General features: G+C 64.4%; 23 protein-coding genes. 10 read left to right on the top strand and 13 right to left on the bottom strand.

The window, feature by feature from the left end; genetic code table 11:
• Positions 1-21 precede the first annotated feature (21 nt).
• Positions 22-1,584, top strand: a complete 1,563-nt coding sequence (locus ACETMP_RS33055) for an AAA family ATPase (RefSeq protein WP_375159414.1) — start codon at positions 22-24, stop codon at positions 1,582-1,584.
• Entirely contained in the window at positions 1,571-2,542 is a 972-nt protein-coding gene (locus ACETMP_RS33050; RefSeq protein ID WP_375159413.1) for a CHAD domain-containing protein, read from the top strand. The genes ACETMP_RS33055 and ACETMP_RS33050 overlap by 14 nt, the downstream gene beginning before the upstream one ends.
• Here the strand turns inward: ACETMP_RS33050 and ACETMP_RS33045 are convergent.
• A complete protein-coding gene (locus ACETMP_RS33045; protein ID WP_375159412.1) occupies positions 2,539-4,392 on the bottom strand; it encodes a PHA/PHB synthase family protein in 1,854 nt (617 codons plus the stop codon). The two genes, ACETMP_RS33050 and ACETMP_RS33045, sit on opposite strands and share 4 nt — an antisense overlap.
• Positions 4,393-4,614: 222 nt before the next feature.
• On the opposite strand from ACETMP_RS33045, the gene ACETMP_RS33040 reads away from it, so the two are divergent.
• On the top strand, positions 4,615-5,343 hold the full coding sequence (locus ACETMP_RS33040) for a CBS domain-containing protein (protein WP_028137655.1): 729 nt from the start codon (positions 4,615-4,617) through the stop codon (positions 5,341-5,343).
• A gap of 37 nt (positions 5,344-5,380) precedes the next feature.
• Here ACETMP_RS33040 and ACETMP_RS33035 read toward each other — a convergent pair whose 3' ends face one another.
• From ACETMP_RS33035 to ACETMP_RS33025, 3 genes are all read right to left on the bottom strand, one after another.
• Positions 5,381-5,839: a RidA family protein gene (locus ACETMP_RS33035; RefSeq protein WP_375159411.1), complete on the bottom strand. Its 459-nt coding sequence runs from the start codon at positions 5,837-5,839 to the stop codon at positions 5,381-5,383.
• Between the two features lie 21 nt (positions 5,840-5,860).
• A complete protein-coding gene (locus ACETMP_RS33030) occupies positions 5,861-7,552 on the bottom strand; it encodes a benzoate-CoA ligase family protein (protein WP_375159410.1) in 1,692 nt (563 codons plus the stop codon).
• Positions 7,553-7,697: 145 nt separating this feature from the next.
• Positions 7,698-8,216, bottom strand: a complete 519-nt coding sequence (locus ACETMP_RS33025) for a MarR family winged helix-turn-helix transcriptional regulator (RefSeq protein ID WP_375159409.1) — start codon at positions 8,214-8,216, stop codon at positions 7,698-7,700.
• A 250-nt stretch (positions 8,217-8,466) separates the two neighbouring features.
• Between ACETMP_RS33025 and ACETMP_RS33020 the strand changes: the two genes are divergently transcribed.
• A complete protein-coding gene (locus ACETMP_RS33020; protein WP_028137659.1) occupies positions 8,467-9,639 on the top strand; it encodes an ABC transporter substrate-binding protein in 1,173 nt (390 codons plus the stop codon).
• Between the two features lie 32 nt (positions 9,640-9,671).
• Positions 9,672-10,124, top strand: coding sequence for a cupin domain-containing protein (locus ACETMP_RS33015; RefSeq protein ID WP_212375261.1), 453 nt, complete (start codon positions 9,672-9,674; stop codon positions 10,122-10,124).
• 9 nt (positions 10,125-10,133) lie between these two features.
• On the opposite strand, the gene ACETMP_RS33010 is transcribed toward ACETMP_RS33015, so the two are convergent.
• From ACETMP_RS33010 to ACETMP_RS32995, 4 genes are all read right to left on the bottom strand, one after another.
• On the bottom strand, positions 10,134-11,384 hold the full coding sequence (locus ACETMP_RS33010) for a flavin-dependent oxidoreductase (RefSeq protein WP_375159408.1): 1,251 nt from the start codon (positions 11,382-11,384) through the stop codon (positions 10,134-10,136).
• A gap of 51 nt (positions 11,385-11,435) precedes the next feature.
• Positions 11,436-13,787: a bifunctional salicylyl-CoA 5-hydroxylase/oxidoreductase gene (locus tag ACETMP_RS33005; RefSeq protein WP_375159407.1), complete on the bottom strand. Its 2,352-nt coding sequence runs from the start codon at positions 13,785-13,787 to the stop codon at positions 11,436-11,438.
• Between the two features lie 98 nt (positions 13,788-13,885).
• Positions 13,886-14,722 carry an enoyl-CoA hydratase family protein gene (locus ACETMP_RS33000; RefSeq protein ID WP_375159406.1) on the bottom strand — a complete coding sequence of 279 codons (837 nt, stop codon included), beginning with the start codon at positions 14,720-14,722 and terminating at the stop codon, positions 13,886-13,888.
• 30 nt (positions 14,723-14,752) lie between these two features.
• Positions 14,753-15,514, bottom strand: a complete 762-nt coding sequence (locus ACETMP_RS32995; RefSeq protein ID WP_375159405.1) for an SDR family NAD(P)-dependent oxidoreductase — start codon at positions 15,512-15,514, stop codon at positions 14,753-14,755.
• A 199-nt stretch (positions 15,515-15,713) separates the two neighbouring features.
• Here ACETMP_RS32995 and ACETMP_RS32990 point away from each other — a divergent pair, with 199 nt between their 5' ends.
• The 5 genes from ACETMP_RS32990 to ACETMP_RS32970 are packed head-to-tail and all read left to right on the top strand — an operon-like array spanning position 15,714 to position 21,423.
• The gene (locus ACETMP_RS32990; RefSeq protein WP_375159404.1) at positions 15,714-16,511 is read left to right on the top strand and encodes an alpha/beta fold hydrolase; all 798 of its coding nucleotides are present in this window, start codon (positions 15,714-15,716) and stop codon (positions 16,509-16,511) included.
• 12 nt (positions 16,512-16,523) lie between these two features.
• The gene (locus ACETMP_RS32985; protein WP_375159403.1) at positions 16,524-17,813 is read left to right on the top strand and encodes an acyl-CoA dehydrogenase family protein; all 1,290 of its coding nucleotides are present in this window, start codon (positions 16,524-16,526) and stop codon (positions 17,811-17,813) included.
• A gap of 2 nt (positions 17,814-17,815) precedes the next feature.
• On the top strand, positions 17,816-19,342 hold the full coding sequence (locus tag ACETMP_RS32980; protein ID WP_375159402.1) for a class I adenylate-forming enzyme family protein: 1,527 nt from the start codon (positions 17,816-17,818) through the stop codon (positions 19,340-19,342).
• The gene (locus tag ACETMP_RS32975; RefSeq protein WP_375159401.1) at positions 19,339-20,427 is read left to right on the top strand and encodes an NAD/NADP octopine/nopaline dehydrogenase family protein; all 1,089 of its coding nucleotides are present in this window, start codon (positions 19,339-19,341) and stop codon (positions 20,425-20,427) included. Before ACETMP_RS32980 ends, ACETMP_RS32975 begins: the two co-directional genes overlap by 4 nt.
• A gap of 3 nt (positions 20,428-20,430) precedes the next feature.
• Positions 20,431-21,423: a 3-hydroxybutyryl-CoA dehydrogenase gene (locus tag ACETMP_RS32970; protein ID WP_375159400.1), complete on the top strand. Its 993-nt coding sequence runs from the start codon at positions 20,431-20,433 to the stop codon at positions 21,421-21,423.
• On the opposite strand, the gene ACETMP_RS32965 is transcribed toward ACETMP_RS32970, so the two are convergent.
• From ACETMP_RS32965 to ilvD, 5 genes are all read right to left on the bottom strand, one after another.
• Positions 21,420-22,466 carry a peptidase M29 gene (locus ACETMP_RS32965; RefSeq protein ID WP_375159399.1) on the bottom strand — a complete coding sequence of 349 codons (1,047 nt, stop codon included), beginning with the start codon at positions 22,464-22,466 and terminating at the stop codon, positions 21,420-21,422. The two genes, ACETMP_RS32970 and ACETMP_RS32965, sit on opposite strands and share 4 nt — an antisense overlap.
• 35 nt (positions 22,467-22,501) lie before the next feature.
• Positions 22,502-23,266, bottom strand: coding sequence for an ABC transporter permease (locus ACETMP_RS32960; RefSeq protein WP_375159398.1), 765 nt, complete (start codon positions 23,264-23,266; stop codon positions 22,502-22,504).
• Positions 23,266-24,051, bottom strand: a complete 786-nt coding sequence (locus tag ACETMP_RS32955; protein ID WP_375159397.1) for an ABC transporter permease — start codon at positions 24,049-24,051, stop codon at positions 23,266-23,268. Before ACETMP_RS32955 ends, ACETMP_RS32960 begins: the two co-directional genes overlap by 1 nt.
• Positions 24,048-24,893: an ABC transporter ATP-binding protein gene (locus ACETMP_RS32950; RefSeq protein WP_375162049.1), complete on the bottom strand. Its 846-nt coding sequence runs from the start codon at positions 24,891-24,893 to the stop codon at positions 24,048-24,050. Before ACETMP_RS32950 ends, ACETMP_RS32955 begins: the two co-directional genes overlap by 4 nt.
• An 82-nt stretch (positions 24,894-24,975) precedes the next feature.
• Complete coding sequence (ilvD, locus tag ACETMP_RS32945; protein WP_375159396.1) at positions 24,976-26,670, bottom strand: dihydroxy-acid dehydratase; 1,695 nt, start codon at positions 26,668-26,670, stop codon at positions 24,976-24,978.
• Between the last annotated feature and the right edge of the window lie 36 nt (positions 26,671-26,706).

Raw genomic sequence — 26,706 nt, 5'->3', positions numbered from 1 at the left:
GGTGCTCGGATGCCCATTTCCATGAAAGACGAAATGGCGACCCAGGAGCGGGTCTTCCGGACACTCACGGGCCATCCCGGCGTGACGCGGATCGACACACATGGAGCCTCGGTGTTCCTCGACGGCAAGCGCGCGCTGAAGATCAAGCGCGCCGTCCGGTTTCCCTTCCTCGATTATTCGACACTCGAGAAGCGCAAGGCGGCGTGCGAGGAGGAGATCAGGATTAATCGGCCGTTGGCGCCGCAAGTCTATCATCGCGTCGTCGCGATCACGGAAGAGCCCGATGGATCGGTGCAGGTTGGCGGCGCCGGTCGGCCGATCGAGTATGCGGTGGAGATGTCGCGCTTCGACGAAAGCAAAACGCTGGATCATCTGGCAAAGGCTGGGCCGCTGGATGCCAAGCTCGCCTTAGCCGCCGCAGACGCGATCGTGGCTTCGCATGCAGGGGCGGCCGACCCCGACGGAAAAGCATGGGTCTCATCCATCCCCGACCTGATTGACGGCAACAGTCAGGGCCTGCGGGCTGGCGGGCGTTTTGGCCCGGAAGACATCGAAAAACTCAGTCAAGCTTCGCACGAGGCCTATTCGCGTCTCCGCCCCTTGCTTGCGGAGCGCGGCCGGAAGGGTTTTGTCCGCCGTTGCCACGGCGACCTGCATCTCGCAAACATCGTCCTGATCGATGACCGGCCCGTGCTGTTCGACGCCATCGAGTTCGATGCGCGGATGGCGACCGTCGACGTGCTCTACGATCTCGCATTCACGCTGATGGACCTGTTGCACCACGATCAGCCGCGCGCGGCCAACATCGTCCTGAACCGATATCTCGCCGCGACGCCCGCCGATAATCTGGACGCGCTCTCGGCCCTGCCGCTGTTCATGTCCGTCCGGGCGGCGATCCGCGCCCAGGTGGCTTTGGCACGGCTGAGGCCGCCGCATTCCGACGACCCCGGCATTCTCGAGCAGGCACGACGCTATTTTGACCTCGCCACGATGCTGATCCATCCTGCCGCTCCGCGCCTGATCGCCGTCGGCGGATTGTCAGGCACCGGCAAGACAGTTCTGGCGCAAGCGCTGGCGCCCCGCATCGCACCGCCGCCCGGAGCCGTCGTGCTGCGCAGCGACATCGTCCGCAAACAGATGTTCGGGGTCGAGGACACCCACCGCCTGCCGCCCACCGCCTACACGCCGGAGCATGCAGCCCGCGTCTACGACACGCTGGCTCAGCTCGCCCGGCGGGTGCTGGCGCAAGGCCATTCGGCGATCATTGACGGCGTGTTTGCCCGCGAGGACGAACGAGACGCGATCGCGGCACTGGCGAGGGAGTGCAACGTGCCGCTGGACGGCCTGTTCCTGGTTGCGGACCTCGCGACCCGGCAGATGCGGATCGGAAGCCGCCGGGGAGACGCATCCGACGCCACGCAAGAGGTTGCCGCGCTGCAGGAGCGCTATAATATCGGCCGTGTCGGTTGGGCGACCATCGATGCATCCGGGACGCAAGAGCAGACGCTCCAGAACTGCCGGAACGCGATCGCTGCAGGCAAACAGGGCAATCTGATTGGCGCGGGCAAAGATGGCGCGACCTAGCACGATCTCGACGGCCGCTCGCGTCGCGCCGGCGGCACGCCGCAATGCCCTGCCCGGCCGCCTCAGTCCCGGCATGGCCTGCGATACCGCGTTCCGGATCATCGCGCGCCGTCACCTTGCCGCTATCCTCGCCCAGCATGACGGCACCTGCCGCGGCGATCCCGATGCGCTGCACCAGATCCGGATTGCCCTGACGCATCTGCGCACCGCCATCCGCTTCTTCTCGCCGATGGTCGACGACGCCCTGCGGCCGACGATCTGGGCCGAGCTGAAATGGCTGAACAGTCAGCTCGGCATGGTGCGGGACCTCGATGTGGCGATCGAGCGGGTCGTCGCCGAGAGCGGCGATGAGCTCGCCGTGATCGCCGAGCTTCAACACTGGGACGATAAACGCGCCGAGAGCCACCGCGAGCTGGCGCGCGCACTGCAATCCCCGCGCTACCGCCGCCTTGTCGAGCAGACCTCGGCCTGGATCGAGAGCGGCCCCTGGTCGACCGGGCGCAGCAAGGAAGCCATCCGGTTGCGCCGCTGCACGCTCGCTGACCATGCAATGGAACGGCTGGCCGAGTGGGAGACAAAGCTGCTCAAGAAGGCGCGGAAGCTTCGCAAGCTCGACGTCGAGAAACGTCACAAGCTGCGGCTTCTCAACAAGCGAATGACCTATTCGATCGAGTCGCTCCAGGACCTGTTCGCCGATGAATCATTAACGAAGCAGAAGTCCATCCTCAAGCGATTGCGCAAGGCGCAACGGTCGCTCGGACAATTGAACGACGACGCACGCGGACAAGCGCTGGCCGCGTCATTGAATGGCGCCGGCCACGAATCCGGCAAGCGCTTCCTCAACCGCAAGCGGGAAAAGAAGCTGCTGCGGAAGGCGTCGGCCGCCTACCGCAAACTGGACAAGACCAAGCCCTTCCGCTCCTCGGATCTCGCGCCAGGATCCGAACCGGAATCTTAGGTGTGGACGTAGTCCCCCGGCGCATCGGGCAGTCCCAGCGCGTCACCAACTCCGGTTCGCGGCGGATCGCAGGGCGCGCCAGAGTGCGCCGCTAGCCAACTGGCCCATTCCGGCCACCACGATCCCTCGACGTGCGGAGCCAGCTTCAGCCATTCGTCCGGACCAACGTAGGGCGCGTCGGCAGCCTTGGTCAGCACCTGATAGCTGTGGCCGGGCTCCTCGGGTGATGCAACGACACCGGCATTGTGGCCACCGCTGGTCAACAGGAACGTCACGTCGGCATCGACCTGGTAGTGGATCTTGTAGACGGATCGCCACGGCGCCACGTGATCGGCGAGGGTGCCGACCACGAACATCGGCGCGTGAATATCGGACAGCGAAACGCTCCTGCCGCCGACCTGATAGCGCCCGCCGGCCAGATCGTTGTCGAGGAACAGCTTACGCAGATATTCCGAATGCATGCGATAAGGCAGCCGGGTTGCATCCGCGTTCCAGGCCATCAGATCGCTCGGCGGCGCGCCCTCGCCCATCAGATAGTCATGTGACAGACGCGACCAGATCAACTCGTTGGAGCGCAGCAGCTGAAAGGCACCGGCCATCTGCGTCGTGTCGAGATAGCCTCGCTGCCACATCATGTCTTCGAGAAAGGCGACCTGGCTCTCGTTGATGAAGAGCGTCAGCTCCCCGGCCTCGGTGAAATCGGTCTGGGCAGCAAGAAGAGTGACGGTGCCGAGGCGGTTGTCGCCGTCGCGTTCCATCGCCGCCGCGGCGATCGACAGCAGCGTGCCGCCCAGACAATAGCCGAGCGCATGCGTCTTCCGCCCCGGCACGATCAGGCCGATCATGTCCAGCGCCGCCATGACGCCCAGCTTGCGATAATCGTCAAAGGCAAGATCCCTATCCCTCGCATCCGGATTGCGCCAAGAGATCGCGAACACGGTGAACCCTTGGCCGGTCAAATATTTGACCAGCGAGTTCTGCGGCGAGAGATCGAGAATGTAGTACTTCATGATCCAGGCCGGCACGATCAGGATCGGCTCGGGCCTCACCTGCGCGGTGGTCGGGTGGTACTGAATGAGCTCGATCAGCTCGTTGCGGTACACGACCTTGCCGGGCGAAGCCGCCACGGTCTTGCCGACCACGAACTGATCCCCACCCGCCAACTTCGAGTTGGAGAGCAGGCGCATCAGATCGCTGCACCAGTTCTGCCAGCCAAAGACGAAATTCTCCCCGCCGCTCTGGAACGCCTTCTCCAGCACCTTCGGATTGGTCGCCGCGAAATTCGACGGGGCCAGCATGTCGAGCATCTGGCGCATCGAAAACTCGACGATGGCCTCATTGGCGTGCGACACGCCACGCACGCCCGTGGCGGCATCGCGCCACCAGCGTTCTGCGAGCAAGAACCCCTGCGCCAGCAGATTGAAGGGCGCAGTCTCCCATTGCGGTCCACTGAAACGGCGGTCCCGCCCCTGCGGCTGGATCACGGACCACGGCTTCTGCTCCGGCGACGCCGCGTGCGCGGCGGCTTCCGCCAGCCGGCCGATGTCGCGCAGGATAGTGCGGGAAATCTCCATCTGGCGCTGCGGCGCCGCAGCGAGATGCGAGCTCCAATCGAGCCAGGCCAGCGACAAGGCCAGCGGCGAAATTCCGCCGGTGAACCGTGCCAGCATGGCGTGAAAGGCGCGGTCGAGTGGATATGGCTCGGATTCAGGCAGAGGATCGGTGGCGACCGTCTTTTCGGCGGGCTTTTCGACGCTCGCCGTCGAAGCTCCGGGAGCAGCGGCGGGACTGAGCGGGAGGGCCTGCACCGCCGGCTCCTCGGCCCGTGGAAATATCTGCACGACGCTCATGGCTCAATGATCCCAAGGACTGCGGTTTAGGGCTGCGGTTTGACGTCGGCGGAAGGATATGGTCGGCGTCCGCATAGGCGTTGAGCTGCATCAAACCGGAGGGCGGATCACAATTGCTCCATCGACGGGGACGGGTTCTCCCCATTGACCTGGGTCAAGCCGCAAGCCGCGGTCCGGGCTAGTTTTCGCGCATCGAAATTTGACAAGCCAGCGGAGTTGTCCATGCGCGCCCACCAGATCATGACCCGGTCGGTCATCTCGGTTACCCCCGACACCAGCATCGTCGAGGCGGCGAATATCATGCTGAAGCGGCATGTCAGCGGCCTCACGGTGGTCGACGAGACCGGCAAGCTGGTCGGCGTCGTCTCCGAAGGCGATTTCATCCGCCGCAGCGAAATCGGCACCGGGCGCAAGCGCGGACGCTGGCTGCGGTTTATCCTGGGTCCGGGCAAATCCGCCAGCGATTTCGTCCACGAGCACGGCCGCAAGGTCTCGGAAGTGATGACCGACACGCCCATCACCATCACGGAGGATACGGCGCTCGCCGAGATCGTCGACCTCATGGAGCGCAACAACGTGAAGCGGCTGCCCGTGGTGCGCGGCGACAAGGTCGTCGGGATCGTATCGCGAGCCAACCTGCTGCAGGCGGTGGCGGGGCTCGCCCGCGAGGTGCCGGATCCGACGGCAGACGACGATCACATTCGCAGCCGTATCATCGAGACCATGGAGAAGAACGACTGGTGCCCGTTCGGGCTCAATGTCATCGTCCGTGACGGCATCGTTCACCTCAGCGGCGTCATCACCGAAGAGCGCACACGGCAGGCGGCGATCGTCGCCACCGAGAACGTCGAAGGCGTGAAGAAGGTGCATGACCATCTGTGCTGGGTCGACACCATGTCGGGCATCTATCTGAACTCGCCGGAGGACGACGAACTCGCCAAGGCGAGCTGACGAGGTAGGCTGACAAGGCGAGCCTGAGTCTGGGCGATCAGCGCGGAATGACGGCGGTGGCCTCGATCTCGACGCGAGCCGCCTTCTCCACCAAGCGGACCACCTGCACCAGCGCCATCGCGGGGTAATGTGTGCCGAAGATGGCACGGTAGACCTTGCCGAGCGCCTTCAGGTTGGACAGGTACTCGTCCATGTCGACGACGTACCAGGTCAACCGCACGAGGTGCTCGGGCCGCGCGCCCGCCTCGGCCAGGATCGCCGCGATGTTGCTTAGGGTCTGGCGCACCTGCGCAACAAAGCCGTCGGCGAGACGCTCCTCGGCGTCCCAGCCGATCACGCCGCCGGTGACCACGATGCGCCCTTCGGCGGCCATGCCGTTGGCATAGCCCTTCGGCATCGGCCAGCCCGACGGCTGGAGCACCTGCACCCGCGAACGGGTGCCATCCTCGGCGGCTGTCGGCAGCACCGCGAGCTGCGGGCCCTTCGGCGTCGTCACGGACAATTCGTCATCCTTTTCTCATTCCGCCGCGACGCCCGAGGACGTCACGGCGGCCTGCGCCAGTTGCCGCAGGGCAAAGCGCTTCAGTTTGCCGGTCTCGGTCTTCGGCAGCTGCGTCACGAACGCGATGGCCCGCGGATATTTGTATGGCGCGATCTCGCGTTTGACATGCTCCTGCAGCTCGGCCACGAGCTGAGCATCCGGCGTCACACCGGGTGCCGCGACGACATAGGCCTTCACGATCATGCCGCGTGCCTCGTCGGGGGCGCCGACCACACCGCACTCGGCGACCGCCGGATGGGTGAGCAGGGCCGCTTCGACGTCCGTGCCTGCGATGTTGTAGCCGGAGGACACGATCATGTCGTCGGAGCGGGACTGGTACCAGAAATAGCCGTCGCTATCCATCAGATAGGTGTCGCCGGTGATGTTCCAGCCGTTCTGGACGTACTTGCGCTGGCGCTCGTCGGCGAGATAGCGGCAACCGGTCGGCCCGCGCACCGCGAGCTTACCCATCGTGCCCGGCGGCACGTCATGGCCGTCATCATCGACGATCTTGGCCTCGTAGCCCGGCACGGGCTTTCCGGTGGCGCCGGGACGGATCTCATCCTCGGTCGCGCTGATGAAGATGTGCAGCAGCTCGGTGGAGCCGATGCCATCCATCAACTTGATGCCGGTGGCCTTGAGCCAGGCGTCGAAGGTCGGCTTGGGCAGAGTCTCGCCGGCGGAGACGCATTTGCGCAGCGAGGAAATGTCGCGCCCGGCGAGCTTGCCGATCATGGCGCGATACGCCGTGGGCGCGGTGAAACAGACCGTGATCCTGTACTGCTCGATCGCCGTCAGGATGTCGTCGGGCGTCGTCTTCTCCAGCACCACGAAGGAGGCGCCGATGTGCATCGGAAACAGCACCCCGCCGAAGCCGAAAGTGAACGCGAGCGGCGCCGAGCCGACGAATCGATCCGTCTGCTCGGCCCGCAAGATGTTGCGCGCATAGCCGTCGCAGACCGCGAGCATGTCGCGGTGGAAATGCATGGTGCCCTTGGGATCGCCTGTCGTGCCGGACGTAAAGGCGATCAGGCAGACGTCGGCGGCGGCGGTATCGACGGCCTCGAACTCCGGACTTGCGTCGGCGATGAGCGCTTCGAGCGAGTCCGGCGCGCCGTTGCCCCAATAGACGATACACTTCAGATGGGGTGCGGCAGCCCTCGCCTTTTCCATTTCCTCGGCGAGCTTGCCATCGCACAGCGCCAGCGCAATCTCCGCCTTCTGGATCGGATAGGACAACTCCTTGGCGCGCAGCAGAGGCATCGTGGCCACGACTATGCCGCCGGCCTTGATCACCGCGAGATAGGTCGCAACCATCATCGGGTTGTTGGCGGAGCGCAGCAGCACCCGCCCGCCGGGGACGAGACCGAGCTTGCCGACCAGCACATTGGCGATCCGGTTCACGAGCGCCTGCAGCTCGCGATAGGTGTAGCTGACGGCGGGGCTGATGACGCAGGGCGCATCCCCATGGCCCAGCCCGACCCAGCGGTCGAGGAAGTAGCTGACACAGTTCAATCGTGGCGGATAGGTCAGCTCCGGTCGCGTGAAGATGAAGTCGGGCCAGAGCTCGCGCGGCGGCAGATGCTGCTGCGCAAACGTGTCGACATGGGCCGTGGCGGCGTTGCCGTCATGCGAGCCCGTCACTTGAACCTTGGCGGCGTTGGCCATCGCACGCTCCTTTCAGCATGGATTGCACCCGGCAGCACGATCTGAAAACATTTTAGGCTTAAAACAATTCGACGCAATAGTGGATTTTGGGCATCCCGTGCTTTTTCATGCGGCAAAAGGGATGGGCGGCCCGCCGGCCCTGCGCTTACGGCCGGCGGCGCGCGGCCGATTTCTGCGCCGACGCCTTGGTCTTGGCGAGCAGCCGCATCAATTCGCGGACGTCCTTCGGCGAGAGATCGGCGAACAGATCGGCGATCCAGGTCTCGTGTTCCGCAGCCATCCGGCGGAACTCGGCGCGACCGAGCTTCGTGAGACGGATCACCTGGACACGGCGATCCGTTTCCGACGTGCGGCGGTCGAGATGACCGGACTCCACAAGGCGCTCGACCAGCCCGGTGACGTTCCCGTTCGACACCATCATGCGCTTGGAGACATCGGACAGCGTCATGCCGTCGGGCGCCTTGTCGAGCTGCGCCATCAGATCGAACCGGGGCAGCGTGACGTCGAACCGCTGCCGCAGCCGGCCACGGACCTCGCCCTCGATCAGCGTCGTGCAGGTCAAAAGGCGCAACCACAGCCGCAGCTCGTCGGCGTGGTCTTCCGGCGTTTCGGCGGCCTTGGTCTCGGAATCGAGCATCTCGATGCAGTCACTCTCGGCGGGCATTGGCGCCGGCACGGATTCCCCAACATTTTGAGCTTCAAGTAAATCGGAGCCGGCCGCAAGTCCAAAGCTGCAACAATCGACCGCAGCGGAATTTCTTTAGGCTTCAAATAATTGGCGCGCCGCTTGCATGCGCACTGCCCGCAAGATGGCGATCGTCTGCGCGCTGCTTGCCGCGGCAGCCGTCATCGGCATAAGCTTGGATTGAAGTACGCGGCTTGCAGCGCAAGCCTTGATGTCACGGGGACAGATCATGAAGACGCAATTGACCTTGGCCGCAGCCTTGCTGGTCGGCACCGCCCTCAATCCAGCCGTGGCGCAGGAGAAGATCAAGCTGGGCGTGGTGGTGACCCTGTCGGGACCCGCCGCGGCGCTGGGTCAGCAAGTCCGCGACGGCTTTGCACTCGCGGTGAAGGATCTCGGCGGCAAGATGGGCGGCCGCGATGTCGAGGTGATCGTTGCGGATGACGAACTCAAGCCGGATGCGGCGGTGACCAAGGTCAAGGGTCTGCTGGAGCGCGACAAGGTCGACTTCGTGGTTGGCCCGATCTTCTCCAACATCCTGCAGGCGATCCACCGGCCTATCACGGAATCGAAAACCTTCCTGATCAGCCCCAATGCCGGTCCGTCGACCTTCGCCGGCAAGGACTGCAATCCGTTCTTCTACGTGACCTCGTACCAGAACGACCAGGTGCACGCGATCCTCGGCAAGGTCGCGCAGGATCGCGGCTACAAGCGCATGTACCTGATGGTGCCGAACTATCAGGCCGGCAAGGATTCGGTGGCGGGCTTCAAGCTCGACTACAAGGGCGAGATCGTCGAGGAATCCTATATGCCGCTGAACACACTGGATTTCCAGCCGGAGCTTTCCAAGATCGCCTCGCAAAAGCCGGACGCTCTCTTCACGTTCATGCCGGGCGGTCTCGGCGTCAATCTCGTCAAGCAGTACCGGCAGGCCGGCCTCGCCGACAGCATTCCGGTGCTCTCGGCGTTCACGGTGGATGAATCGACCTTGCCGGCCCAGCAGGACGCAGCTGTCGGCATGTTTGGCGGTGCGAACTGGGCACCCAATCTCGACAATCCCCAGAACAAGAAGTTCGTGGCGTCCTACGAGGCCGCCTACAACGTCGTGCCCGGCACCTACGCCTTCCAGGCCTATGACGCCGCGATGCTGATCGACAGCGCGGTCAAGGCCATGAAGGGCGATTTGTCGAACAAGGCAGCGGTCCAGGCGGCGCTGAAGAAGGCCGATTTCACCTCGCTGCGCGGCGCCTTCAAGTTCAATACCAACGGCTATCCGATCCAGGACTTCTATCTGACCAAGGTCGCCAAGCGTCCCGACGGCAAGTTCCAGACCGAGATCGTGCAGAAGGTCTTCGAGAATTACGGCGACCGTTATGCCAAGGACTGCAAGGCGGCGAACTAAGCGGCGTACTGCGTTAAGGGAGGACTGCTGCAATGAAGAGCGAAATCACCGGCATCACGCGGGCCAATGAGGGCATCCAGGGCATCTCCTGGAATATTCTTGGCCAGACCTATGTGCCGAAGAGCTACGCCGAGAACAGTTTCTCCTGGCATGCGACGCTGCCGCCGGGCACGTTCGTTCCGCCGCACATCCATCCCGATCAGGATGAATATCTCTACATGCTTGAGGGCAAGCTCGATTTCGTGCTCGGCAATTCCGAGGCGCAGGCCACCGCCGGCGATCTGATCCGGCTCGGCATGGGCGTGCCGCACGGCATCTTCAACAAGTCGGAGCAGACCGCCAAGGTGCTGTTCTGGGTCTCCCCGAGCCGCAAGCTGTTCGACTTGTTCTGGGGCCTTCACAACATGAAGGAGCAGAAGCCGGAGGACGTGGTGGCGATGGCGGCCGAGTTCAACATCCACTTCCTGCCGCCGCCCGGCGGCTAGCGGCGCGGTTCAGGCGCGCACCGCCGCGAGTCCCGGCACGGCGGCGAAACCGGCCTTTGCGGCATAGCCGCGCACGATGGCCTCGCGCTGGGAATAGCTCAGCACGTTGTCGACATTGTCGAATCCATCAGGGGCGAGCTGCTCGACGGCGTCGATGACGCCCTCGGGGCCGCCGCGCCGGTTGGAGCGAACGATATCGGCCGTCATCGGCAGCCGCTTCTTCTCATATTCGAGCAACGCCTGGCGCGGATGCTCGGCGCGCACCAGCGTGTCCGCGAGGCAGCGCGCATCAAGGATCGCCTGCGAGGCGCCGTTGGAGCCGACGGGATACATGGGATGCGCGGCATCGCCGAGCAGCGTGACGCGTCCGGACGACCAGTAAGGCAGGGGATCGCGGTCGCAGGTCGGATATTCGTAGAACTCGGGTGTCGCCGCGATCAGGCTCTTCACGTCGATATAGGGCACCGAGAAGCGCGCGACGTGCGGCATCAGCTCCTCGCGGCGGCCCGGCCGCGACCAGTCCTCCTTGCGCGGCGGCGGAACGTTGCCTTCCCCGACCTTCACCAGCACGGCCCAATTGGTCAGGCGGCTCGCCGGACTTGATCCTTCCGCGATCGGATAGATCACCACCTTGGCATTGAGACCGCCGGCCACGATCATCGATTTGCCGGTCAGGAACAGCGGCCAGTCGCGCGCGCCGCGCCACAGCATCAAGCCGTTCCAGCACGGCGGTCCCTCGTTCGGGAACAACGTCTCGCGGACGCGGGAATGAATGCCGTCGGCGCCGATCAAGATGTCGCCGCGCGCGGTGTGGACATGCGCGCCGGCGCGATCGAAGAAATAGGCGGTGACGCCGCCCTCATCCTGCGTGAACGCGCCCAGCCGGCAGCCGGTGTGGATGGCATCAGCGCCAAGCCGTTCCTCGACGGCGCGGTGGATCACGCCCTGGAGGCGGCCGCGGTGGATCGAGAATTGCGGCACGTCGTGGCCGGCGTCAATGCCGCGGGCTTCGCGCCAGACCTCCTGACCATGGCGGTTGAGATAATAGAGCTGATCGGTGCGGATCGCGACGTCGTCGAGCTTCTGGAGTAGACCAAGACCGGCGAGTTCCCGCATGGCATGCGGCAACGTGTTGATGCCGACCCCAAGCTCGCGAATGGTGTCGGCCTGCTCGAAAATCTCACAGTCGAGGCCGCGCGAGCGGAACATCAATGCCGTGGTGAGACCACCGATACCGCCACCGACGATAATCGCCTTCATCGCCCTTACTCCACTCGAAACACAGGCAATGGGTTAACGTCGCACGGGCGGTCACTCCGCCGCAAGCGGCTTTGTCGCCTCCGCCTTGAGCTCGGCCCGGGTCTTGGGCTTAGCCTTAATTCTCAGCTCCTCGAGATCCTGCCGGTCGCGCACGCTGTTGCGGAAAATCTGATCTTTTCCCGGCAGATATTGCGGCGGGCAGAATGCGTCGTCGGCCCCGTACCAGGCCGCCGCCCTCATGGTGAAGAAGGGATCGACGAGATGGGGACGGCCGAGCGCGACGAGATCCGCGCGGCCAGCGGCCAAAATGGTATTGGCCTGGTCCGCCGTGGTGATGTTGCCGACGCACATGGTGGCCACCCGCGCCTCGTTGCGAACCTGATCCGAGAACGGCGTCTGGAACATGCGTCCGTAGACCGGCTGCGCATCGCGCACGGTCTGTCCGGTCGAGACGTCGACGAGATCAACGCTGGCCTCGGCGAAGGCGCGCGCGATGGCGACGGCGTCGTCACCAGTGATGCCCCCGTCGGCCCAATCGGTCGCGGAAATGCGCACCGACATCGGCTTGTGCGACGGCCAGACAGCGCGAAGCGCCTCGAAGATCTCGAGCGGGAACCGCAGGCGGTTCTCGAGCGGGCCGCCATATTCGTCCGTGCGGGTGTTCGTCAGCGGCGAGATGAAGCTCGCGAGCAGATAGCCGTGGGCGCAATGCAGCTCGAGCATGTCGAAGCCGCAGCGCTCGCCGCGCTCGGCCGCCGCAACGAAGGCCTCCTTCACCGCGTTCATGCCGGCGCGGTCGAGCTCGCGCGGCACCTGGCTGTCGGGAAAATAGGGCAGCGGCGATGCCGAGACCACGTCCCAGCCGCCCTCCTCGAGGGGACGGTCCATCCCGTCCCACATCAGCTTGGTCGCGCCCTTGCGGCCGGCGTGGCCGAGTTGCAGGCAGATCCTTGCAGCCGAGTTGCCGTGGACGAAATCCACGATGCGCCGCCAGGCCGCTTCCTGCTCGTCGTTCCACAATCCGGCGCAGCCGGGCGTGATGCGAGCATCGCGGCTGACGCAGGTCATCTCGGTGAAGATGAGGCCAGCGCCACCAATCGCACGCGAGCCGTAGTGCACGAGGTGGAAATCGGTCGGCACGCCCTCCTTCGCCGAGTACATGCACATCGGCGACATTACGGCGCGATTGGCGATCTCCATCTCGCGCAGCCGGAACGGCTGAAACAACGGCACCGCCGGCTTTTGGGTGTCGACGTCGAAGCCGCTGTCGCGAACCTGTCTGGCAAACGACTTCTCGACCTCAGCCACGAAGTCGGGGGCGCGAAGCTTGAGATTGTCGTAGGTGATCGCCTTCGACCGCGTCATCACGCCGAAGGCAAACTGTACGGGGTCGAAATCCCAGAAGCGGTCGACGTGCTCGAACCAGACCAGCGACACGTCGGCCGCGTGTTGCGTCTTCTCGACCTCCTCGCGGCGGCCGTGCTCGTAAATGTCGAGCGCGGCCTTGATGTCCGGGGCCATCTCCATCGCTTCGGCGAGCGCGATCGCGTCTTCCATCGCGAGCTTGGTGCCGGAGCCGATCGAGAAATGCGCGCTCGCCTTGGCATCGCCAAGCAGCACCATGTTGTCCTTGACCCAGCGCTTGCTGCGGATCATCGGGAAATTGCGCCACATCGAGCGATTGGTGAGCAGCTTATGCCCATCGAGGAACCAGCCGAAGATTGCGGCCATCCGCGCGGCGGACTGCGTCTCGTCCAGCCCTGTCAGGCCGGCCCGCTCGAACGTCTCGGGATCGGTCTCGAAGATCCAGGTCGAGTGTCCGGCCTCATACTGATAGGCGTGGGCGATGAATGGCCCCCACTCGGTTTCCTGGAAGATGAAGGTGAAGGCGTCGAGCGGCCTGGTCGAGCCCATCCACGCGAACTTGTTGGTACGCAGATCGACTTCCGGCTCGAAATGATCGACATACTTCTCGCGGAAGCGGCTGTTGATGCCGTCGGCGATCAGGACGAGATCGGCATCGGCGAAGCGGGCTTCGTCCTCGATGTCCACCTCGAAGTGCAGGACGACCCCGAGCTCGCGCGCCCGCTCCTGCAGGATCAAGAGCAGCTTGCGCCGGGAGCAGCCGCAGAAACCATTGCCGCCGACCCGGTGCACGGTGCCGCGAAAATGCACCGCGATATCGTCCCAGTACGCGAACTCCTGGGTGATGCGGCGATAGCTCGGCAGATCATGCTTTTCGAAATTGTCCAGCGTGGCATCCGAGAACACCACGCCGAAGCCGAAGGTGTCGTCGGCCCGATTGCGCTCGTACACGGTGATGTCGGCGCCGGGGCGCTGCTTCTTGAGCAGGATCGCAGCATAAAGACCCGCAGGTCCGCCACCGATGATCGCGACTTTCATGGGAGCCTCGCCAATTCACCCGGCCATGAAACTATTTTAAGCCTAAAATAATTTCGCGCAAGTCCCCGTTGCTGGCCTGGTCACAGGCTGACCCGGCCCTAGTCGCCTCGGAAGACCGGCTTGACCTTGTTGGCGAACGCCTCGAAGGCGCGCTCGAAATCGGCCGTGGTCATGCACAGCGCCTGGGCAACGGCTTCCGCCTCGATTGCTTCTTCCACCGACATGGCCCATTCCATCGCCAGCATCCGCTTGGTCATGGTATTGGCAAAGGTCGGCCCTTCCGCGATCTGCTTGGCCAGGACCTGCGCCTGGGGCAGCACCTGCTCCGGCGTGACGATGCGACTGAAGAAGCCCCAGCGCTCGCCCTCCTCCGCCGTCATGAAGCGGCCGGTGTAAAGCAGCTCGGAGGCGCGGGACTGTCCGATGATCCGCGGCAGGATCGCGCAGGCGCCCATGTCGCAGCCAGCCAGCCCCACCTTGTTGAAGAGAAAGGCCACCTTGGCCCCGCTTGCCGCGAGTCGCATGTCCGAGGCCATGGCGACGATCGCACCCGCGCCGGCACAGATGCCCTCGACGGCGGCGACGATCGGCTGCGGGCAGGCCCGCATTGCCTTGACGAGGTCGCCGGTCATCCGCGTGAAGGCGGTCAGCCCCTTGGTATCCATCTTCACCAGCGGGCCGATGATCTCGAACACGTCGCCGCCCGAGGAGAAATTGCCGCCAGCCCCGGTGACGACAATTGATTTGACCTCGTCGTCGAAGGCGCAGGCGCGGAAGAAGTCGGTCAGTTCCCGGTAGCTTTCGAACGTCAGCGGATTCTTCCGTTCGGGCCGATTGAGCGTGACCGTCGCAACGCCATCGACCACGGCCAGAAGAAAATGCTGCGGCGAATAGTCAGCGAGCGGCACGGTGACGGGATTGGCTGGTCTGCTCATGCGATCTCCTTGGTATGTCTGTTCCGCGCGCTAGATTTCGCCGCCTGCGACTGCGATGGCCTGCCCGGTGATCGCGCTCGCGCCCTGCCCGCACAGCCAAAGCACGGCGTCCGCCACCTCTTCAGGCGCGATCAGGCGCCCTTGGGGATTGTGCTTGGCAAGCTCGGCGATGGCCTGCTCGCGGCTTCGTCCGGTCTTTTTCATGATGTTGTCGATGCTGCCGGCGACGAGGTCCGTGTCGGTAAAACCCGGGCAAATCGCGTTCACGGTCACGCTGCTGCCGGCGAGCTCGAGCGCAAGCGAACGAACCAGACCGATCGCAGCGTGCTTGGCTGCTGCGTATGCGCTGACATAGGCATAGCCCTTGAGGCCCGCGGTCGACGCAATCACGACGATACGGCCATAGGGGCGGTCCTTCATGCCCGGCAGCACGCCGTGGATGGAATGAACCACGCCCATGAAGTTGATGTTGATCATGCGCGCGAACAGGGCACTGTCCGATTTCGCGAATGGCGCGGATTCGGCGCTGCCCGCATTGGCGACCAGGATATCGATCGGCCTTCGCGCATGGGCGTCGGCAATGGCGGCCTTCAAGGCCGTCTCGTTCGCAACGTCGGCGACCGCGGCGAAATGCGCGGCGCCATCATTGACCGCCTCATCGAGGACATCGGCATTCCGGCCGATGATCGTCACGGTCGCGCCGGCGCCGACAAGAGCCGCCGCGATCGCTCTACCGATGCCGCGGCCTCCGCCGGTCACCAGCGCGTGCGGCGAATGCGGCAATCCGGACATGCGCTGGCTCCCTCGGATCTGTGACCGTTGCATCGATATATTTTAACCTTCAAACTTTTGCAACGAAGGCGCAGAACTCATGCGACGGAGCCCGGCCCGGAAATTGCTTTAAGTGTAAAATTATAGCTTCCCATCCTCGAAAGGCCTGTTAGCATCGATGGGGCAAGCAAGAGGATGTCGCGTGCCGCAGCCTGGGCCAATGATAACAGAGGACGGACGCTTCGCCTATGAAGCCGCGGGCGATCCGAACGCGATCCCTCTGATCTTCCTGCATGGCATCGGCGGCGCGGCGCGAGCCTGGCGACGGCAGCTTGCTACGTTTGGCGACCGCTTTCGCGCTATCGCGTGGGACATGCCGGGCTATGGCGGCTCGGCACCGCTCGCGAGCGTCAGCATCGCTGCCCTGGCGGACACGCTCCAGCAATTCATCTCGCAGCTCGGTGCCACCAGACCCATCCTGGTCGGACACTCGATCGGCGGCATGATCGTCCAGAAATGGCTCGTGCAATCCCCCAAACTGGCGCGCGCCGTCGTGCTGGCGCAGACCAGCCCTGCCTTCGGCAAGGCCGACGGCGACTGGCAAAAATCGTTCATCGCGGCGCGGCTCGGCCCGCTCGATCGCGGCGAGACGATGCAGTCGCTAGCGCCCTCTCTGGTAAAAGAGCTGGTCGGCGACGATCCGGACCAAAAGGGGATGGAGCTTGCGCGCGAATGCATGGGGAGCGTACCCGAGGCAAGCTATCGCGCCATGATGCTCGCTCTCATCGGCTTCGATCAGCGCAGCACGCTCAAGGATATCTCGGTCCCCACCCTGCTGCTATCCGGTTCCAAGGACAACAACGCGCCGGCCCCGATGATGGCAAAGACGGCGACCTACATCCCGGGGGCCGAATACGTCGAGCTTCCCGGCGTCGGCCATCTCGCCAACCTCGAGCGGCCCGATGCCTTCGACGAAGCGCTGGGCAGGTTCCTGAACTCTCTCGCGACCAAAGCGTAAGGTGACTGCGCAATGACCATGCAAGTCAGCAAGACTCTCGGCACGACTGATAAGGTCGCGCTGGATGCGCCGATCTTCGATCCCGTCGCGTTCCGCCTGAGCGACGAGCAGGCCGGCATCATCGCCCGCGCCAGGGAGATCGGACAGACCGTGTTTGCCGATCGCGCCGCCACCTACGATCGCGAGGCAATCTTCCCGACTGAGAATTATCGCGATCTGCATCGCGTCGGCCTGCTCGGCATTGCCGTTCCCAAGAAACACGGCGGGCTTGGCGCGAACTACCAGACCTACGCCTTGGCCGCCGCCGAGATCGGCCGCTATTGCGGCGCGACGGCGCTGACCTGGAACATGCATGTCTGCTCGACCCTGTGGTCGGGGCCCCTCGCCGACGATCTCGACATGGACGCGGTGACCCGCGCCGAGCACGAACGGAGACGCGCGATCCACTACAAGCGGATCGTCGAGGACGGTGCGATCTATTCGCAGCCTTTCTCCGAGGGTGGCGCGGCGGCCGCGGGCGGCGTTGCCTTCGGCACGGAAGCAAGGCCGGTCGAGGGCGGCTGGATCGTCAACGGCAAGAAGATTTTTGCGTCGCTCTCCGGCCATGCCGACTATTACGGCGTGCTCTGCACCGAGATCGAGGAAGGCGAGAAAGCGTCTCGCCGCAACACGCTTTACCTCGCCATCTCGGCCAAGTCGGAAGGCGTCTCGGTTGTCGGCGACTGGGATCCGCTCGGCATGCGCGGAACGGTGTCGCGCACGCTGCTGTTCAAGGACGTGTTCGTTCCGGAGGATTCTGCGCTGATGCCGCGCGGGGTCTATTTCCAGGCCGCGATGCGCTGGCCGCACATGTTCCTGACCTTGTCGCCGACTTATATGGGCCTGGCTCAAGCCGCCTACGACTTCACCGTGCGTTATCTGCGCGGCGAAGTTCCGGGCATGCCGCCGGTGAAGCGCCGGATGTACCCGACCAAGCAGATCGCGGTCGCGCAGATGCAGATCAAGCTGGAGCAAATCAAGGGGATCTGGTTCCAGGCTGTCACCGAAGCCTGCGCCAATCCAAGCAAGGAGCAGGTGCTGCGGGCCTATGCTGCGCAATATTCGGTCATGGAAGGCGCCAATGAGCTGGCCGCGCTCGCGATCCGCACCTGCGGCGGCCAGGCGATGCTTCGCTCGCTGCCGCTGGAGCGGATCTACCGCGACAGCCGCTGCGGCTCGCTGATGCTGCCCTGGACGGCCGAGCTCTGCCTCGATCGCATCGGACGCGAGTCGCTATACGAGGCCGGCGAGACGGACGACTGACAGTGGACCTCTGCAGCCTGATCGATCGCAACGCGGCGTTTTCGCCGAACAAGACCGCCATTGCCTTCGAAGGCGAGCGGCTGAGCTATGCCGCGTTCGCGGCGCGCATCGAACGGACCGCAACGGCCTTGAAGCAGGAACTCGGCGTCGGCCGCGGCGATCGCGTCGCCATCCTCAGTCTGAACCGGCCGGACTATCTGGTCTTGCTGTATGCCTGCGCACGCCTAGGCGCGATGCTGGTGCCGCTGAACTGGCGGCTCGCCGTTGCGGAGCAGCTCTTCATTCTGGCCGATGCAGGAGCCAAGGTCCTGGTGCTCGAACGGGCGTTCGAGGGAGTTCTCCCCGAGCTTGCGGCGGGGACGTCAGTCGTCGGCCTCGACTTCGCACCGCCTCGCGGCACCACATTCGAAAGCCTGCTGGCCCGCAGTGACGGCACCAGCCGAAACCCGCACACCGACCTCTCTTCCCCGCTCCTGATCGTCTATACGTCAGGAACGACCGGACGGCCCAAAGGTGCGGTGCTGCGCCAGGAGGCGCTGTTCTGGAACGGCGTCATGAGCCAGCACATGCATAATATGACGTCCGACGACCACGTGCTGACCGTGCTGCCATTCTTCCACGTCGGCGGCCTCAACATCCAGACCACGCCGGCCCTGCAGCTAGGCGCGACCGTCACGGTTCACGCGCGCTTTGCGCCAGATACCGCGCTTGCAGCCATCGAACGGGAACGACCGACCCTCACGGTGATGGTGCCTGCGATCATCCAGGCCCTGAGCGAGCATCCCGCCTGGACGAGCACTGATCTTTCGTCACTCAGGGCCGTCGCCACCGGCTCGACTATCGTGCCTCCGCAGCTGATCGAGCGCTTCGTCGCTCGCGACGTTCCCGTGCTCCAGGTCTACGGCTCGACCGAGACCTGCCCCATCGCCATCTACACGCGGCTTGGCGGCGATCTGTCGCGCACGGGATCGACCGGCCTTGCCGGCCTGTGCTGCGAAGCCAAGGTGGTCGATCATGCCGGCAGCGAGGTGGCGGCGGGCACGCCGGGCGAGATCGCGGTGCGCGGACCCAACGTGTTCTTTGAATATTGGGGCAATGAAGCCGCAACGCGTGAGGCGTTGCACGACGGCTGGTATCGCACCGGCGATATCGGCCTATGCGACGCCGATGGCTATTTCTGGGTCCGCGACCGCAAGAAGAACATGATCATTTCAGGCGGCGAGAACGTTTATCCCGCCGAGGTCGAGCGCGTCCTGCTCGAACATCCCGATGTCAGCGAATGCGCTGTGATCGGCAGACCCGACCCACGCTGGGACGAGGTCCCCATCGCTTACGTGATCCGGAGATCCGGCTCTCCGCTCGAAGCGGATGAACTCAGAACACATATCCAGGCGCAACTCGCACGGTACAAGGTGCCGCGCGACATCGTCTTCGTCACCGATCTGCCGCGCACGGCGCTCGGCAAGGTCCAGCATTTCCTGCTGAAGCAGCTCGATGCGCAGTCTCGCGCGCAAGGAGAAGCATCTTGAAGGTTGCAGTTCTGGGTGGGGGAAACGGCTCGTTCGCAGCCGCAGGCGATCTTGCCCTATCGGGACACGAGGTGCGGCTTTGGCGCCGCGATGCCGATCAGGTCGCGGCGCATCGCGCCGCCGGCTCGCGCATTCTAGTGAAGGACCATAACGGCCGCCACGACGTGACGCTCGCGTTGGTCACGACCGACATCGCCGAGGCCGTCGGCGGAGCGGCGCTGATCCTGTGCCCCGCCCCTGCCTTCGCGCAAGCAGATATCGCTCGCCTGCTCGCCCCGCATCTGCGAGACGGCCAGGTCGTCTTCTTGCCGCCGGCGACCTTCGGCTCCATGATCTTCGCTCAGGCCATGCGAGATGCCGGCAACCGTGCCAAGACAAGCTTTGCCGAAACCGGCACGCTGCCGTGGCTGACGCGCAAGCACGGACCGTTTGAAGTCGCCATCACCATCCGCGCCAAGCGGCTACCGGTCGGTGTGTTCCCGCTCGACCAGGCGCCACACGCCCTCGACGTGATCGGGCGGGCATTCCCCGAGGCGGTCGAACCGTGCGGAGACGCATTGTCCGGCGCGCTGATGAATGCTGGCCCGATCATCCATCCGCCGCTGATCGTGATGAACGCAGGCCCGATCGAGCATTTCGAGAAATGGGATATCCACAAGGAAGGCACACAGGCCGCGATCCGGCGGGTTACGGATGCGCTCGACGCCGAGCGGATTGCCGTGCGCGAGGCGCTCGGCTATGGCGCGCCGCATTTCCCGCTGGCGCATCACTACGCCAGGGAAGGCGAGATCTGGATGTACGGCCGCGGCTCGCACGACCGCCTGACCGATTCCGGCGACTGGCGCGAACGGATCGTGCTGACCGAGCATCGCTATATGCGCGAAGATTTGCGGCTCGGACTGTCGCTGCTTGTCTCCATCGCCGGCCTGGCTGGCGTGGCCACTCCATTGGCAAAAGCGTTCCTGTCGATCGGCGGGGCGGTCTGCGGCGAGGATTTTTCGCAGGGTGGCCGGACGCTCAAGACATTGGGCCTCGACAATCTCAGCAAGGCTGAATTGCAGACGCTGCTTCGCAATGGATTCTGATCGATGACAAATCGCGCCAATATCGCCTGTCTCGGCGCTGGCCGCATGGGGCGCGGCATTGCCGTCGCGTTCGCCTATGCTGGACACAAGGTCACGATGATCGATGTCAAGGCGCGCTCCGCGGCGGAATTCGGCAAGCTGGAGGCGGACGCTCTGGGTGAAGTCGGCAAGACCTTCGTCAGCCTGTCGAAGCTGGGAATGCTGACCGAAGCGGACGTTGGCCCTCTGATCGCGCGGGTCTCGGTAGTGCCCGTCAGCCAGAGCAGCGCAGCGCTATCCGACGCCGGCATGGTCTTCGAAGGGGTTCCCGAGGTCGTCGAGCTCAAGCGGGAGGTGCTCGGGACGGCTTCAAGGCAGGTCGGACCTGACACGATCATCGCATCGACCACCTCGACGATCCTCGTCGACGATCTCTCGAGTGCGATCGTAAATCCCCGCCGCTTTCTCAACGTGCACTGGCTCAATCCGGCCTACCTCATTCCGCTCGTCGAGGTTTCACCTGGGAAGGCCACCGACCCCGCCATCATCGACGAGGTCAAGAGCCTGCTGGAAGGCATCGGTAAGATGCCGGTGGTCTGCGCGGCGACGCCCGGCTTCATCGTGCCGCGCATCCAGGCGCTGGCGATGAACGAGGCCGCGCGCATGGTCGAGGAAGGCGTCGCCAGCGCGGAAGAGATCGACAAGGCGATCCGCTACGGCTTCGGCTTCCGCTATGCCGTGCTCGGCCTGCTCGAATTCATCGATTGGGGCGGCGGCGACATCCTCTACTACGCGAGCCGCTATCTCGAGGGCGCGCTCGGCAGCGACCGCTATCGGGCGCCGGACGTCATTTCCCGCAACATGCATGAGGGCCGCATCGGCTTGCGCACAGGCGCAGGCTTCCTCGATTATTCGGGGATGGACGTCGACGCCTATCGCGCGAAGCGGCTCCAGGCCATGGTGGATTTGCTCCGCCACTTCGATCTGGCGCGTCCGCCAGTGCTCGATCCCGACTAGCCGAAGACGTCCTGAAGCACGCCTTCCCGGACCACCGCGACGCCATCGAGCTCAATCGTCGTTCCCATCATCGGCAGGTCGAAATGACCCGCCGTGTAGCGGCCGGCGAATTCGTTCGCGCCGGTCGAGAACAGGAAATTGCCGGAGACGGCCCGGATCTCCGTGCCATTGGTGTCGCGCTGGTCGTACATCGAGAGCGCCTCATAACGCGCTCCGGGATTCATGCCAAAGCCGACATGCGAGACCGCATAGGCCTCGCGATCACCCCAGGCCGCCAGATATGCGCGCATCATCGCGGCATCCGTGCCCTCGCCTTCCAGTTCGACCACATAGTCATCCTTCAGCATCATTCTGACAGCCGACGTCAGGTAACGCTTGAAGGTGAGATTGATGTCGCCCGGCGCCATCACCAGCGTGCCGTTGATCGTTCCGCTCTTCGGGAAGCTGACGACGATGCCGCCAGGCCAATGCGCCAGCGTACCGGGCTTGTCGGTCCAGCCCCACACACCGACCGTGGACGCGCCGACCATATCGACGTCGAGCGCCGTGCCGGCCTTCGAGGTCACGCGCATCCGCTTGGTTCCCCGCAGCATCTTCGCCGCGGCCCGAACGCGCTTCTCGAGCGCGGAATCCGGCACCATCCGCTCCAGCGCTTCGGGATGCTCGTTGGAGATCACCAGGATCCGTGCTCCGGCCTTGAGGATCTCGGGCGTCTCCACCGCGTGCATCAGGCCTTCGATGGTGCAATCCACCACGAAGCCGGCCTGCTGCAGCGCGGTGATGACCGGGCCAAGCTTCTGGATCGCCTCGCTCGCGCCGGTGGAGCGAACCGGAACGATGTTCCGGTTGCGCGGCGTCGGCATCACCACGTGAAACGGCCGCGCGCCCAGGCGCAGCAGCGCGAGCTCCGCCAGATGAACGTTCAGGGCGCGAGACTGGGTCTCCGACAGGATCGCCGCGGTGTCGCCGGCCTTGACGGCGCATCGCTCGAAAATCTCGCAAAATGCGTCGATCCATTTTGCCTCGATGCGGTCAGCCAGCATGGGTCACTCCCGGTCTTGTCTATTCTTCGTTCAGATCACGCGTCTGGAAAGCCGCGCAAGAGGTACGACCGCAGAGCACCCAGCAAGGCGTTCAGGATCAGCCCCAGCAGCGAGATCGTGATCAGCGGCACGAACATGTCGACGGCCTGAAAAGTCCGCGCCGCGGTGACGAGCGCGTGCCCCAATCCGTCCGTCGACGTGATCATCTCGGCCAGAAACACCACGATGCAGGAAATGACAAGTCCGATCCGGCATCCGGTCAGGATCGACGGCATCGCCGCCGGCAGCACCACCCTGAACAGAATCTGGATGCGCGGCGTTCCCGCCGCCATGGCCGACCAGATCAGCTTCTGCTCGACGGTCGACGCACCGTAATAGGTCGAGAGCAGAATGGGAAAGAGCGCATCCGCGGCCACCAAGGTGACCTTCGATCCGTGGCCAAACCCGAGCAAGAGCAGGAGCGCCGGATAGAGCGCAACCTTGGGCAGCGGGGCCAGGACGCGGACAATCGGCCGAACCACGGCGTTGATCGCCGGACTTGCGGCAGCAGCAATACCGATGCTGACGCCGAGCACGACTGCAATGGCGAACCCGGCAAACAGCCGGATCAGGGTCGCCGCGATCTCCTGCTGAAAGCCCCACGTCGCGAGCTGCTGGAGCAGCCGGCCGAAGACGAAGCCCGGGGGCGGCAGCAAGACCGCGGGCGCAAAGCCGAATGACACCAGCCCTTGCCACAGGGCGATGATCAGCGCGATCGGGGCGATGCCAAGAAGGACATTTGCGGGAAGAAGGCGCGGCATCAGGAGAAACTCAGCGGCAGGTCGAACTGAGGCTCGGACCAACGCACGAGCCTGGCTCGGACCCTTTCAAAAATGGCGTCGAGGCAGATTCCCATGGCGCCCACGATGATGATCATCGCAAAGACGGTGTCGTACTGACCCATGTCGAGGGCATTGAACAGGATGTTGCCGGCGCCGGACTGCCGCGCGATCATCTCGCTGGTGATCATCGTGATCAGCGCCAGTACCAGACCCGTGCGGCAGCCGGTCAGGATTTCCGGCAGCGCCGCGGGCAGCACGATCCGTACCACGCGCTGCGCGGGCGAAAGTCCCATCGCGGCACCCGACCATAGCATCTTCTCTTCGACAGCTTTGGCGCCCTCGAAGCTGTGATAGATCACGGGAAGGCTGACACCGAGGAAGATCACCAACGTCTTCGTGATGTCGCCGACGCCGAGCCACAGCATGATGATCGGCATCAAGGCGGCCTTCGGCACCGGATAAATCACCATCAGGAGCGGATTGAAAAAAGCCGCAACGCTCCGGCTTCGTCCCATCAACAAGCCCAGCGGAATCGAAATCAGGACCGCCACACAGAACCCGAGCGCCATGCGGCGAAGCGACGCCAGGATGTTGAGGAGGGATTCCTTGTCGCCGAGAATATCCGGAATCGCCCGGATCGCCTCGACCGCGGTCGGAAAGCTGTCGTTCTTGAGCACAAGCGACGCAACCTGCCACACCGCGAGCAACCCGATACAGGCCAGAACCGGAGCGGCTCGTCTGATCAGGGCAGCCGGCGACATCATAACGCAGTCCCGGCTTCGTCGCTTTCATCGAACATGCGCTCGATATCGACGACATACTTCTGATAGCGCGGGTCGAGCAACAGCTCGCTGCGACGGCGCGGCCGCGGTAGATCGATGTCGATGACCTCGCGGATGCGGCCGGGCGATTTCGACATCATGACGACTTTGTCAGAGAGGAAGACGGCCTCGTCAACCGAATGAGTGACGAACAGCACCGTCTTGCGATCGCGCTCCCAGATATTGAGAAGGTCGTTCTGCAAGCGCGTCCGCGTATGGGCATCGAGCGCGCCGAACGGTTCGTCCATCAGGAGAACTTCGGGATGGTAGGCGAGCGTCCGGGCCAACGCCACGCGCTGCTTCATGCCGCCCGATAGCTCCTTGGGATAGAAATTCTCGTAACCCTTGAGGCCGACCATCTCGATCAAGGCCAGGCTCTGCGCCTCCGCCTCGGTCGCGCGCACACCTTGTTGGCGTGGGCCATACATCACGTTACCGAGCACGGTCTTCCACGGAAACAGCGCAAATTCCTGAAACACCGGCCCGCGGTCTGGACCGGGGCCTGTGATCGCCTGTCCCTTCATCTTCGCCGCACCGCTGGTCGGAGTGACAAAGCCGCCGACGATGTAAAGCAGTGTCGACTTGCCGCAGCCGGACGGACCAAGGATGGAGACGAAGGCTCTCTCCTCGATCGTCAGCGAGATGTCCGAAAGCGCCACATGATCCCTGCGCGCGGAGGTCTGAAAGACCTGCGAGACGCGATCAATCTCGATGATTGCCGAAGCCGGCTCTCGTGATGTCACCGGTCTCACCCATTCGCTCGGTCTCGCAGGCACCACCGTCATCCCGTCGCTCGCCTTGCCGTAAGGCACGGACTTAGCAAGAAGCCTGCCAGACTGACGATCGTCTTCGCACCCGTGCGATACGTCATTCGAACCACGGCCATTCTGCGGGGCCTTCATGCGTCACGGCTCCGCCCGGCGCCTGCCCAACCAGTCGCGCATACTTCGCAAGCGCCCCTGCACGATGGCGCGGCGGACGTTGCTTCCAATCGCGTCGTCGCGCGCCGAGCTCACCCTCGTCGAGCAGGACGTCCATCCGCCGGTTTGCGGCATCGATCCGAATCCTGTCACCGTCGCGAACCAGCGCCAGCGGACCGCCGACAAATGCTTCCGGGGACACGTAACCGATGCACATGCCGCGGGTGGCGCCGGAGAACCGGCCGTCAGTGATCAGCGCCACCTTTTCGCCCATGCCCTGCCCATAGATCAGCGCGGTGACGCCGAGCATCTCGCGCATGCCGGGGCCGCCGACCGGCCCCTCATTGCGGATGACGAGAACCTCGCCCGCCGCGTAGGTGCGATCCCGAACCGCCTTGACGCAGGCTTCTTCATCCTCGAACACGCGCGCCACGCCTTCGAAGAACTGGCTCTTCAGTCCGGCAACCTTGATCACCGCGCCATCGGGACAGAGATTTCCCTTCAGCACCGCCACGCCGCCGTCAGGCATGATCGGCGCGCGAGCCGCATAAACCACCTCGCCATCCGGTGCGTTGGCCGCGCCGTATTCTTCAGCGAGCGTGCGGCCGGTGATGGTGATGCAGCTGCCATCGATGTGACCGCTCTGGATCAGCTCGCGGATCACCACGGCGGCGCCGCCGATGTCATAGACATCCTTTGCCGTGTATTTGCCGCCCGGCCGCAGGTTCCCAATCAGCGGCGTCCTGGCAAAGACCTCGCCGACGTCATCGATCGTGAATGCAATGCCGGCCTCGTTCGCAATCGCCGGCAGATGCAGCGCAGCGTTCGTCGAACCTCCCGTCGCCGCAACGATCGCCGCGCCGTTCTCCAGGGCTTTCCGCGTCACGATGTCGCGTGGCAGCGGCCCGCCGCGTTCCAGCATCTGCATGATCAGGCGTCCCGCCCGTCGCGAGATCTGCGCGCGTTCGGCATAGACGCCGGGCACCATCGAGACGTTGGGAATAGTCAGTCCCATCGCCTCCGAGACCATGCCCATGGTGTTCGCGGTGAATTGGCCGGCGCACGCGCCGATGGTCGGCAGGCAGGCACGCTCGATCCGCTCGAGCGTGGCGCCGTCGATCTCGCCGGTCATGAAGCTGCCGACGGCCTCATAGGAATCGAGCACCGTCAGCGTACGCCCACCGACGCGGCCCGGCAGCGAGCTGCCGCCATAGATGAAGATGGACGGCACGTTGCAGCGAACCATGCCCATCATGACGCCCGGGAGCGTCTTGTCGCATCCGCCGTATCCGATCAGCGCGTCGTAGGCCAGACCATGGACGACAGCTTCGATCGAGTCGGCGATCAGCTCGCGCGAGAACAGCGAGAACTTCATGCCCTCGTGGTTCATGCTGATGCCGTCGGATACCGACACGGTCGAGAACTCGCGCGGCGTGCCGCCGGCTTCCTCGATGCCAGTCTTGGCCGCAGCCACCTGGAAGTCGTGGGTCATGTTGCAGGGCGTCTGCTCGCCCTTCATGCTGACGACGCCCACCATCGGCTTCGCGATCGCTGCGTCGTCGAGCCCCATGGCGCGCATGAATGCGCGATGCGGGGCCCGGTCGAGGCCGTCTGTCGTTACTCGTGATCGCAGCTTCTTCATGCGTGCATCTTCATTGTGCGGCGTCCCGGATCCGGG

It is taken from the genome of Bradyrhizobium dasycarpum (assembly GCF_042019905.1).
GTDB classification, from domain to species: Bacteria; Pseudomonadota; Alphaproteobacteria; order Rhizobiales; family Xanthobacteraceae; genus Bradyrhizobium; species Bradyrhizobium japonicum_B.
This window is presented reverse-complemented; position numbering and strand designations above follow the sequence as displayed.